The sequence below is a fragment of the Selenomonas sp. oral taxon 892 str. F0426 genome (assembly GCF_000468035.1).
In the GTDB taxonomy this organism is placed as follows: Bacteria; Bacillota; Negativicutes; order Selenomonadales; family Selenomonadaceae; genus Centipeda.
In genome coordinates, this window is sequence record NZ_KI260545.1 from 1 (window position 1) to 12,174 (window position 12,174).

Below are 12,174 nucleotides of genomic sequence, written 5' to 3' on the forward strand. Positions count from 1 at the left end.
TCCCCATGTTGAGCAGCTCTCCATAGGCACGATAGCCGACAAATGAGACGAGAATCGTCACCATCACGACAATCCCGGTGAGCGTGATGGCGTTCAGCTGAAAGCCCAGACCTCTTCCCTTCTTTTGACCTTGTTCCTGCAAAATATTCTCTCCTTTCCCCTGCACACGATCACGCCTGCACAAAACACATCTCCTTGCATCGCCGTGTGTCAAAGACGACAGATCGACTATCGTCATCAAACGATACTATACGCATTTTTTAATTCTCCATTCATGCTTATTTTCCTGCCTCCATAAAATTTATTTCCAACAAAACCGGGGTTGTTGCACGAAGACCCTAGCGTCTCGTACAACAACCCCGGTTTGTTCTTCCGTCTCCCGCTGACACTATCCCCATGCAGCAGTGCCAACAAGCATCATTCCATGCTACGCAAGCGTCACGAGCGGCTTGCCAGTCATCTCCTTCGGGATTTCAATTCCCGCAAGCGACAGAAGCGTCGGCGCGATATCGCAGAGCGCGCCCGTATGCACTTCCTTCACGCGGTCAGAGACCACGATGAACGGCACTGGATTTGTCGTGTGCTTTGTAAACGGCTGATTCGTCTCGTAGTCCCACATCTTGTCTGCGTTTCCATGGTCTGCCGTGATGCAGACCTCGCCGCCGACCTCGCGGATGGCATCGACAAAACGACCAACGCACGTATCAACCGTCTCAACAGCCTTCACGACCGCCGGCACGACACCCGTATGTCCAACCATGTCACAGTTTGCATAGTTGAGGATGATGAAGTCATACTTACGCGACTTGATCGCATCAACGACCTTGTCCGTGACCTCGATCGCGCTCATCTCAGGCTGCAGGTCATACGTAGCAACCTTCGGCGAGTTGACGAGAATGCGATCCTCGCCCTTGAACGGTTCCTCAACGCCGCCGTTGAAAAAGAACGTAACATGTGCATACTTCTCCGTCTCGGCAATGCGCAGCTGCGTCATGCCGAGATCCTGCACGTACTGACCGAATGTATTGTCAAGTTCCTCGGGCGGGAACGCCACAAGCGCATTCATGCCTGCCTCGTACTGCGAGAACGTCGCAAAGGGGATCTTCAGTGACTCATCGCGCTGGAATCCATCAAACTTCTCATCTACGAATGCATGCGTGAGCTGACGTGCACGGTCGGGGCGGAAGTTGTAAAAAATCGCACCATCCCCGTTCTTCATACCGTGGTAGCCCTCGACCACGAACGGGACGACGAATTCATCCGTGACACCCTCGGGCTTCTCGCTCGTATCGGCATAGGAGGCGAGCAGTCCCTCAACGGCTGTCTTTGCTGTATGCGGTGCCTTTGCATGAGCAATCGCCTCATAGGCAAGCTGCTCACGCTCCCAGCGATGATCGCGATCCATTGCATAGTAGCGGCCACTGACCGTCGCGATGCGCCCGACACCGATCTCTGCCGCCTTCTTCTCGACCGCCTCGAGATACTCCTGTGCGCTCTTGGGCGGTACATCACGTCCATCCAGAAACGCGTGAATCCAGACCTCAGACAGCCCCTCGCGCTTTGCCAGCTCAAGTACGCCAAAGAGATGCTCGTCATGGCTGTGTACGCCGCCGGGTGAGACAAGTCCCATGACGTGCAGCGCTGCGCCGGGCGCCTTTACACCGCGCACGATCGTGAGCAGTGCCTCGTTCTTGAAGAAATCCCCATTGCGGATGTCTCGTGTGATACGTGTGAGCTGCTGGTAGACGATGCGCCCGGCGCCGATGTTCGTGTGGCCGACCTCGGAGTTGCCCATCTGCCCGTCCGGCAGTCCGACATATTCGCCGGAGGCGTTGATCTCATTATGCTTGTATTTCGCAAGCAGCCCGTCGATGACCGGGGTCTTTGCCATGGCAATCGCATTGTACTTCAGGTCGTTCGGGTCGCCATCACCAAACCCATCCATGATGATGAGTGCCACAGGGGCGTTTTTAAGTTTTGCCATAATATTTTATTCTTTCTAAGAGCTTTCGCCCAATACTCAGGAAGCGCAGATTCTTCGCTCCTGCGAAGAATCCGCGCCACCCAAAACGATTGATCTTTGATTGTATTAGAAATTGACGATCGCAGCGAAGTCCTTGGCCTTGAGTGCCGCACCGCCGACAAGTGCGCCGTCGACGTTCGGCTTCTCCATGAGGCCCGCAATTGTCTCGGGCTTCACGCTGCCGCCGTACTGGATGCGTAGGCCCTCGGCTGCTGCCGCGCCATACTTCGCCTCAATGGTCTTGCGGATGTGTCCGCAGACCTCCTCCGCCTGCTCGAACGTCGCCGTCTTGCCCGTGCCGATCGCCCAGATCGGCTCATAGGCGATAACGAGCTTGGCAACATCCTCTGCTGTAAAGCCCGCGAGTGCTGCCTCGATCTGATATGCCACGTACGCAAGGTACGTCTCCGCCTCGCGGATCTCGAGCGACTCACCGCAGCAGATGATCGGTGTGATGCCCGCTGCATACGCCGCATGAGCGCGCTTGTTCACGCCCTCGTTCGTCTCGCCGAAGTAGTCGCGGCGCTCGCTGTGGCCGAGCACGCAGTAGGAGACGCCAAGCTCCGTCAGCATATCCGTCGAGATCTCGCCCGTAAAGGCACCGCTCTTCTCCCAGTGCACATTCTGTGCGCCGACCGCGATGTTCGTTCCCTTAACCGCATCGGTAACGCCTGCAAGCGCCGTTGCCGTCGGGCAGACCACGACGGTCGCCTTTGCGTCCTTCACGAGCGGAGCAAGCTCCTTGACGAGCGCGACGCCTGCCGCGACCGTGTTATTCATCTTCCAGTTTCCTGCAATAATCGGTGTTCTTGCCATATGCTATTCTCCTCTATCGTCCATCTCACGCATTTGCAAGTGCGTCAATCCCCGGCAGGACCTTGCCCTCGAGCAGTTCCAGCGTTGCACCGCCGCCCGTTGATATGTGCGAGATCTGATCCGAAAGCCCCGTTTTCTTCAGGGCTGCGATGGAGTCACCGCCGCCGACGATTGAGACCGCGCCGCCCTTCGTCGCCTCAGCAACAGCGTGTGCGACCGCCTCGGTCCCCTTTGCGAAAGCATCGAACTCGAACACGCCCATGGGGCCGTTCCAGATGACCGTCTTTGCTCCCTGCAGTGCCTTGACGTACTCCTCCGAGGTCTTGTCACCGCTGTCGAGCGCCTGCCAGCCGTCGGGGATCTTGTCCACATCGACCGTCTTCGTGTTTGCATCCGCGGCAAACTTGTCCGCGATGACAACATCGACGGGCAGGACGACCTTAACGCCCTTCTTATCTGCCTTTTCGAGCAGTTCCTTGGCGAGCTCAATCTTGTCGCGCTCGCACAGAGAATCGCCGATCGGATAGCCCTTCGATGCATCAAAGGTGTGTGCCATGCCACCTCCGATGATGATCGTGTCAACCTTATCGATCATGTTCTCGATGACGCCGATCTTGTCCGAGACCTTCGCGCCGCCGATGATGGCAACGAACGGCCGCTTTGGATCCTCGAGCGTCTTGCCAATGTAGTTGATCTCCTTCTCCATGAGGAAGCCCGCCACTGTCTCAAGATACGACGTGATGCCGACGTTCGAGGCATGCGCACGATGCGCTACGCCGAATGCGTCGTCAACAGCAACATCTGCGAGGGCTGCGAGCTGTTTTGCAAATGCAGGATCATTCTTCTTCTCCGCCTTGTGATAGCGCAGATTCTCGAGAAGGAGTACCTCACCCGCCTTCAGATCGCCGGCAGCCTTCTCCGCGTCAGGACCGACGCAGTCCGGCGCCCACTTCACTTCCTTGCCGAGCAGTTCAGAGAGGCGTGCCGCGATGGGTTTCGTCGAGAACTTCGGCTCGCGCTCCTCGCTCGGGCGACCGACATGGCAAGCGAGGATGACCGCAGCGCCGCCATCCAGAAGATGCTGGATCGTGGGGAGCGTTGCGCGAATGCGCGTGTCGTTCGTAATGTTCTGGTGCTCATCCATCGGCACATTGAAATCCACGCGGACAAATACCTTTTTACCCTTGACATCGATGTCACGAATCGTTTTTTTGTTCATATTTTAGCCTCCAAAGGAACAAGGTCCGGCCCAAACTCGGCCGGACCTCGTGAAAGATCGTATGCATATGGAAACGCCGAGGGAGGACTAGCATTCTCTGTCCGCATTTCCTTATATCACTGTTTACTTGTCTCAGCCGAGCTCAGCGAAGTACTTGATCGTGCGAACCATCTGGCTCGTGTAGCTGTTCTCGTTGTCATACCAGGAGACAACCTGAACGAGCGTGTTGCCGTCGCCCGTGTCGCTGACCATCGTCTGCGTTGCATCGAAGATCGAGCCGTAGGTCGTGCCGATGATGTCGCTCGAGACGATCTCGTCTGTGTTGTATTCAAACGACTCCGTCGCTTCCTTCTTCATCTGCGCATTGACCTGATCAACCGTAACTTTGCCCTCAACCACCGCATAGAGGAGCGTCGTGGAGCCCGTCGGAGTTGGAACGCGCTGTGCCGACCCGATGAGTTTGCCGTTGAGCTCGGGGATAACGAGGCCGATTGCCTTCGCTGCACCCGTCGAGTTCGGGACGATGTTGACCGCTGCTGCACGGCTGCGGCGGAGATCCCCCTTGCGCTGCGGGCCGTCAAGCACCATCTGGTCACCCGTATAGGCATGGATCGTCGACATGATGCCGCTCTTGATCGGAGCGAGATTGTTGAGTGCCTTTGCCATCGGCGCAAGGCAGTTCGTCGTGCAGGATGCTGCCGAGATAACCTTGTCGTCCTTCGTCAGGGTCTTGTGATTGACGTTGAATACAATCGTCGGGAGATCATTGCCGGCAGGAGCCGAGATGACAACCTTCTTTGCACCGGCCTTCAGATGCGCCTCAGCCTTGTCCTTCGCCGTGTAGAAGCCCGTGCACTCGAGCACGACATCGACATCATGCTTGCCCCAGGGAATCTGGGCAGCATCCGCCTGCGCATAGATGTTGATCTTCTTGCCATTCACCGTGATGGAGTCGTCACCCGCCGTGACCGAGTCTGCATACTTATAACGCCCCTGTGTGGAGTCATACTTCAGGAGATGTGCAAGCATCGTCGGACTCGTCAGATCGTTGATCGCGACGACCTCATAGCCGGGAGCATCGAACATCTGACGGAACGCGAGACGACCGATACGGCCAAAACCATTGATAGCAACTTTTACTGCCATTGAAATACCCCCTGTTGAGTGTTGAATTTTCGACGCAGTGAGACATCCCACTACGCTCTTTATATAGTTTATATTATAAACCATTCCCAATAAAAGTCAATTTATTTATCTTGCACCAGGAAATTTCCCCAGAACATTTTATGCAGATGTAAAAATCCCTTGCCATAGCGTGCAAATTTTCGTTAAAATATGTCCATAGGAATACGAGGAGGTACACTATGCTCGAGGAACTCAAAGAATACGTGCGTCGCTGCGCATTGGAGGCGGATCACGCGGGACTGTGCAAACACCGCTCTGGGAATTTCAGTGTACGCGATGCGGCCAGCGGTCTCATCTGCATCACGCCGACGGGCATGGATCGTGAGACCATGACGATCAACGACATCGTTGTGATTGATATGAACGGCCATACAGTCGAGTCGCTGAACAGACGAAGGCCCACGAGTGAACTGATGATGCACACGGCGATCTATCGGAGCCGCAGCGACGTGTACGCGATCGTGCATACACACTCGCGTGCAGCGACATCATTCGCCGTCATGAATAAACCGATCCCCGCCATCGTCTACGAGCTGTCCATCCTCGGATGTAAGGAGGGCTACGTTCCCGTCGCACCCTACGGGCGTCCCGGCACACGTGCAGCCGCTGAAAACGTCCTCGCCCCACTCGCCATCTCCGATGTTGCGCTCATGCAGGCACACGGCGTCGTCGCCGTGGCAGAGAATCCCAAGGAAGCCCTCCTCAAGGCAAGCTACGTCGAAGAACTCGCCGACATCTACTATCGCTGTCTCACCGTCCTCGGGCATGAACCCGCAACCATTCCAGCGGACGAGTTGGCAAAGTGGAAATATCCGACGGTTTAGCAACAGCAGCTTTCCCGCCGCTTTTCTTAGCCTCCCCCGTCACAACGGGGGAGGGGGACCACGCGAAGCGTGGTGGAAGGGGCGCCACGATCTATTGTACAAAAAGAGAGGCACACAATGAACACAAACATACTCGACATGGAAACCCTCGCCCTCGACGAAGAGGAACGCGCCCTCGTTATCATCGACCAGACCAAACTCCCAAACAAAGCTGAATATCTTCATCTCAAAACGCAGGGCGAGATCTGGACGGCAATCCGTGACCTCCAAGTGCGCGGCGCCCCTGCTATCGGCGACGCCGCCGCCATCGGCATCTACCTCGCCGCACTCGAGATCGACACCGATGACTATGTCGAGTTCGCACGCCGTTTTCATGAAGCAGCCGACTACCTGAACTCCTCGCGGCCCACTGCCGTCAACCTCTCATGGGCGCTGAACCGCATGGAAAAAATCGTTCAGGGAGCAAAGGACAAATCCATCCCCGAGATCCGCACACTCCTACGTGACGAAGCTCTGCGCATCAAGCAGGAGGACATCGACATCTGCAAAAAAATAGGCGAGCATGCGCTCACCCTCGTAAAACCTGGATACGGACTTCTCACCCACTGCAACGCCGGACAGCTTGCCACCGCCAAATACGGCACCGCAACCGCCGTCATGTACCTCGGACACAAAAAAGGCTACAACTTCAAAATCTACGCCGATGAAACGCGCCCCCTTCTGCAGGGCGCACGTCTCACTGCCTATGAACTCAGTGCCGCAGGAATGGACGTCACACTCATCTGCGACAACATGGCTGCCACCGTCATGAAAAACGGCTGGATCGACGCCGTATTCGTCGGCTGCGACCGCGTCGCGGCCAACGGCGACGTCGCCAACAAAATTGGTACCTCCGGCGTCGCCATCCTCGCCAAACACTACGGCATCCCGTTCTACGTCTGCGCCCCCACCTCCACAATCGACATGAACACCCCCACTGGCGCCGATATCCACATCGAACAGCGCCCGGCAGAGGAAGTCACCGACATGTGGTACAAGGAACGCATGGCCCCTGAGGGCGTGAAGGTGTATAACCCAGCGTTTGACGTTACCGATCATGAACTGATTACGGGGATTGTGACGGAGGAAGGAGTTCACTCTTTCGCGAAGGATTTCTCATGTGAAATTCAAATTTGACAAGGCATTTTATCACTTGCCGAACCACATCTCTAGGAATTATTGATTTGGGAAAACCACATTTTCTGGAACAGGTAACACGCCTGCCCGCACCACATAATGAGCCCATTTTTGTTGAATTCTCGTGATATATGGAGGTAGCAACCTCCCCACACGTTTGTCTTTGTCTTTCTGAAACTCTTTTATCTCAATATCTTTTAATTTGAATTCTATTGCTACTTCCTCTGCAATGCACGGAATAATAATATGGTCTGCTCTTTCCAGAAAAGTGCCATGTCTAAAGAAAATTTTTCTATCACGCTTTTTCAATGCTGCATTTATTTGTGTACGATTATCTAGGTTCTTATCTATTCCCGTTATAATGTTGAAAGAAAATTGTTTTCCATCTCCAAAGACGAGATCTCCATTCTCATTAAACTCCATCCCACTAATAGCCATATCTTTTTCTTTTAGTTTCTCTCCTTTAAGGCAATAATAACAAGGAGCTCCATCTCGAGATAAATCACATTGAGCACGTATATTGAGATAATAACGAGATCCTTCTTTAATCAAATCGCCAGTATATGCTTGCTGAGGCTTTGTATGCTCACCGTAAGAAAAAAACCTTTCCCCTTCAAGAACCTTTCTTGCCTCCTCGGTAGAAACCCCTTCTAGCTTGGTGGCAAAAACTGTTTCATCAAAGTAATATGTATCAACGCAATTACTTAGACTTCTTGTTAAAAATTCTCCAAATTCATGCTGATAGCCATGTTCACTATCTGCTTTTATCATATCCCAGACGATTTTTGCCCAAACAGGTGAATATTGATATAGTCTGAGAAGCATTTTATTTTTACTTCTCAGAGTAATTCTCTCCCATTCTTTCAATACATACACGGAGGGCATAGTGAGAAGCCAACTCTCCATTTCATTGAATAAGTGCTCCTCAGTGTCTACATCTTCCTTGTTTTTTATAAAAACACGAGAATCTTCCAAACAGCCACCATTTTTTAATTTACTGCGAATATCATCTTCTTTTAATGCTGTAAATATGAATATAGGGACGAGACTATGTTGTAAAAAGTCTTTGATAAATTCAATCAGTTTATTTTCACTGTCATCCCTAAGTGTATCTGGTACTAAAATGCGTTCTTCTACGGATCCTAGCTTCTCATCTATAAAATTCCAATCTACAATAATAAACGCAGCATTCTGCAATGAAGGAATCATTTCCTTGCTTGGTTGCTCTTTGGAAGTTGCTACAGGAATATTCTGCTCCTCAAGAAGCTGTTTGATCTTAAATATTTTGGATTGATCATCATCTATCTCATCATCGAATATAACGGCAATGCCTTGGAAAAGTTCTCTTACATTCATATTCTATCTCTCCCTAACAAATTCAATAACAAAATTTGCTCCAGCAAGCAATTTATCCCTTGAAAATTCTGCCAGTTCAATAGAATAGTCGTATCGATCTAACAACTGGCGAGCGATATATAAGCCAAGCCCTCTCCCCTCTTCTCCTTTTCCAGAATAAAACGCCTCAAATATATAATTAACATCGTCAACCTTAATCCCTGGACCATTATCAGAAAAAATCAATCGTTGTTCATTTCCATTTATTGTTATTAATATTTTTCTTTCTCTTTTCGTATCTTTCAACCAATATAGAGAATTATCAAACAGGTTGATAAATACCTGAAGCAATACCGCTTCTGTTGTTTTCGCCACTAATGGGGATCCTGTTATATCAAAGGATAGTTCAATATTATACTCTTTAAATACACGCTTATAAAGGTTATAGACTTTATCAAGAATTTCTTTTACATTGATGTTTTTCGTCTTAGATTTTGTTGAAGGAAATAAGAGCCTAACATCTTTCATTTGACCGTCAATGATAGAAAGATTACCACGTATAGATGTTAAACGCTCCAACAATACTTCTTGATCAATCACTTCGCCCATCATAATTTGTCGAATAAGCGCATCCATTTGCTCAAGAGTTTTTTTGATAAAGAGCATCACATCGTGTGCTGCAGTTTCAATAGATAAACCAACTGCAGCAAGATTTTCTGTTTTATAAATACGTTCTTCAAATACTTGACGTTCTTTTTTATAACTTTTTTCAAAGTCAGCTAATAAATTGTCGACTTTCGGTGTCGTACCTATTTCCTTTTTTAGTCTCTCAATTACTTCAGAAGGACGTCCTTTCTTGATATCATCCAGTTCTTTTTTTTTCTTTTTTTCAATCAAATATTGAGCAAATGGTTTTTTTCTTAGATACTGTAAGATAATTTGGAGTACAAAGATAAAGTCATGAAGTGCTCGTCCATCCTCGATTAGCCCTTCTCGGTTAGTTTTATCTACTAATTTAGGATTTTCAGATTGTGTGATATAAACACATCCAACAATTTGATCATTGCTCAAAAATTCGTCTGCTCGTACAGTTCCACGCGCAACATCAATGTTCAGCCAATCATCTTCAGGATCACCATAGGGCATCACGCGAATGCCATCACGATACAAATATATTCTATGGTCACGAATTACCCCCTTTTCTTTTTGTTCTAAAAAAAATCTAGGTGAATTATGCATATCTGCATTAAAATCAAAGAGATAAAATTCAAAGCGGAAGTTGCCACATTCCATTGGGGAGTCATCCATTACGCCTATACTCTTTTTGTATAGATTTAGCCCATTAATGTCTGGATCCTCAAAATCAAGTGACTGCATCTGCCCATTTAGTTCAAAAGAGATTCTATTCCCGTCTGCTATATACTGGCCATTAGTCACCTTAAATACAGCCTTGTGGTCAAGGCAAGAACGTAGTTTTTCTTTATAGTCTGATGTAGATTTGTATTCTTGCCCATTTCTATAAATCCAGACAGAAAAATCACTATTCTCATCGTTGGAAAAAATAGGCTGCAATTTTCCGACTTCTGCTTGTATCCGCGCAACCCTATTAACATCCCAACGTGTTTTAATGTTTTCAATTTCGATGATGGTACCGTGTGGCTTTCTTTTTCTCTTCGTTATACCTAGTATAACTTCTCTATCAGTAATATAAGTAGGACGTGATTCGCTTAACTCTATTTCTAGATGATCCAAAAAAAGCTCTTTTTCGACACCATCCTCTGTCAAAAAGTCATTGTCATACTGCGAAAAATCATAAATCAACGTGTTTTCTGTCATTTCTCCAGCATCCCCCCCCATATCATTATTTTTTTGACGTCGTGTGATAATTTTTATTTTCTTGCCAAGCTTAAAAATCGCAAAACGACCGATTCCTTTTTCTCCTTGTAGGAAACGTCCTTTGCTTGTTCTAGCATTGCCCCTTTTTTGTTTCAATTTTGTTGGAGTTGCAGGGTTTAGCCAATGACGTTTGAGAATCTCCGCATCCATACCGCACCCATCATCTTCTATGACAATTTTAGATGTATCAGTCACAGAAAAATTCTCGCTGAAATTAATAAATTCAACTTTAACCCATGAAGCATCGGCATCGTATGCGTTTTTTATAAGCTCAATCAATGCAATCAGCTCATTTTTTATCAACTGATCGCCCAACATGGTAATCAAGCGTGCATATGGTCGTATTGCAACTTTTTCACTCATTGAAAATCCATCCTTCCACTAATAACAAATTCTTCGTGATAAATTTCTCTTTGTCTTTTATCCGATGAAAATCTTCCTTCTTTATCTCTGTATGGAGTAAGTAGTTTATTTGAGATCTTACGTTTTGATGCTTTTAAATTAGAAAACCCATTCTCTCGAAGGCAACAAATTAAATGTTCTGCATTTCTTATCTTAACACCCTTATATTCAGTATCACCAACGACAAAAAGAGCCATTCCTCCTGTATTCAACATTTTTGCACATTTAGAAATAGCCCTTTCAATATCGGCATAATATCTTGCTACTGCACGAACTTTTCTATTAAAACCTTGTTTGTTTTTTAAATCTTGCACTATACTGAGCCCTACAGGATTTAAGGGTATATTCTCCAGCTGAACTTCTTCACTATTATAAAGGCTGCCTATAGAACCTTGTCTTAAAGTGCGATAGTCCTCAGCGTAATCCAACCATAATGAAGAAAGTTGATGTAAATCAGCATATTCATAAGAAGTCACATAAGGAGGACTAGAGACTATCATATCTACCTTGGGTAGTTTCGTAATTTCTAAAAAATTTTTACAAATCATATTTACATCTTTATGCTGATAGTAATATTGTTGTATTTGTGCAATTGCCTGAAGAAATTTTTGACATTGCCTGTCAAAAAGATACCAAACATCTTTGGGGGATTTATCAGGATCTACTTGGGGCTTAATAGATTTGGTTAACCATCTTGAAGCCCCTTTTAAAATGGAAGAAAGAACACATAAGAACGCATTTAAATAAATATCGTCTTTTGATATACTCATCATTACTGATCGTTTTAAACGTAATACATCAAGAAAACGTTCTCTTGAAAACCAATATTGTAGCCTTATATTTGCATTTTCATATTGAACGTCAGATAAATCCATTGAAAAAAACCGTTTTTTAATTTCTTGATAATAATCATTAAATTTTTCTATGCTGTATTCCGAGTTTTTCGTTTTTGCAATTAGAATTGCTACTGGATTAATGTCACATCCCCAAAAATGTTTACTATGCAGCTTTGCCTCAAGTGCCACAGTGCCACAACCACAGAAAATATCTGCAACACACTGAACATCCACTCCTTCTTCTTCTGCGTATTCAAATGCTTTACTTGCAATAAAGGCTGGAAATTTCGCAGGATAAGAGTGAATTGAGTGCATAAGTTTTTCTTTCTCTTGACTAAAATTCCACGCATTCTCTATGATGATTGATTCAATAGTATCGCTTTCTTTTAATCCGATCATGGCTATACCTAACCTTCTATCATAATAATTGCAAATATAATCCCCCACACTATATCGCAGAGA

General features: G+C 47.7%; 9 protein-coding genes. 2 read left to right on the forward strand and 7 right to left on the reverse strand.

Features of this window, described 5'->3' with window-relative positions; all coding sequences use genetic code 11:
• Nucleotides 1-427: 427 nt before the first annotated feature.
• The 4 genes from gpmI to gap all read right to left on the reverse strand — a co-directional run bounded on the left by gpmI (nucleotide 428) and on the right by gap (nucleotide 5,204).
• Nucleotides 428-1,984, reverse strand: coding sequence for a 2,3-bisphosphoglycerate-independent phosphoglycerate mutase (gene gpmI / locus HMPREF1992_RS08680; protein ID WP_021685514.1), 1,557 nt, complete (start codon nucleotides 1,982-1,984; stop codon nucleotides 428-430).
• Nucleotides 1,985-2,089: 105 nt separating this feature from the next.
• Nucleotides 2,090-2,839 carry a triose-phosphate isomerase gene (gene tpiA / locus HMPREF1992_RS08685; protein WP_021685515.1) on the reverse strand — a complete coding sequence of 250 codons (750 nt, stop codon included), beginning with the start codon at nucleotides 2,837-2,839 and terminating at the stop codon, nucleotides 2,090-2,092.
• 25 nt (nucleotides 2,840-2,864) lie between these two features.
• A complete protein-coding gene (gene pgk / locus HMPREF1992_RS08690) occupies nucleotides 2,865-4,058 on the reverse strand; it encodes a phosphoglycerate kinase (protein ID WP_021685516.1) in 1,194 nt (397 codons plus the stop codon).
• A gap of 132 nt (nucleotides 4,059-4,190) precedes the next feature.
• Entirely contained in the window at nucleotides 4,191-5,204 is a 1,014-nt protein-coding gene (gene gap / locus HMPREF1992_RS08695) for a type I glyceraldehyde-3-phosphate dehydrogenase (RefSeq protein WP_021685517.1), read from the reverse strand.
• Between the two features lie 218 nt (nucleotides 5,205-5,422).
• On the opposite strand from gap, the gene HMPREF1992_RS08700 reads away from it, so the two are divergent.
• Nucleotides 5,423-6,067 carry a class II aldolase/adducin family protein gene (locus HMPREF1992_RS08700; protein WP_021685518.1) on the forward strand — a complete coding sequence of 215 codons (645 nt, stop codon included), beginning with the start codon at nucleotides 5,423-5,425 and terminating at the stop codon, nucleotides 6,065-6,067.
• A gap of 117 nt (nucleotides 6,068-6,184) precedes the next feature.
• The gene (gene mtnA / locus HMPREF1992_RS08705) at nucleotides 6,185-7,243 is read left to right on the forward strand and encodes an S-methyl-5-thioribose-1-phosphate isomerase (protein ID WP_021685519.1); all 1,059 of its coding nucleotides are present in this window, start codon (nucleotides 6,185-6,187) and stop codon (nucleotides 7,241-7,243) included.
• A gap of 39 nt (nucleotides 7,244-7,282) precedes the next feature.
• Here the strand turns inward: mtnA and HMPREF1992_RS08710 are convergent, their stop codons facing one another.
• Genes HMPREF1992_RS08710 through HMPREF1992_RS08720 form a run of 3 tightly spaced genes read right to left on the reverse strand, consistent with a single transcriptional unit; the run spans nucleotide 7,283 to nucleotide 12,111 of the window.
• On the reverse strand, nucleotides 7,283-8,599 hold the full coding sequence (locus HMPREF1992_RS08710) for a hypothetical protein (protein ID WP_021685520.1): 1,317 nt from the start codon (nucleotides 8,597-8,599) through the stop codon (nucleotides 7,283-7,285).
• Nucleotides 8,600-8,602: 3 nt separating this feature from the next.
• Entirely contained in the window at nucleotides 8,603-10,837 is a 2,235-nt protein-coding gene (locus HMPREF1992_RS08715; protein WP_021685521.1) for a sensor histidine kinase, read from the reverse strand.
• Nucleotides 10,834-12,111: a class I SAM-dependent methyltransferase gene (locus HMPREF1992_RS08720; protein WP_021685522.1), complete on the reverse strand. Its 1,278-nt coding sequence runs from the start codon at nucleotides 12,109-12,111 to the stop codon at nucleotides 10,834-10,836. Before HMPREF1992_RS08720 ends, HMPREF1992_RS08715 begins: the two co-directional genes overlap by 4 nt.
• Nucleotides 12,112-12,174: the final 63 nt, after the last annotated feature.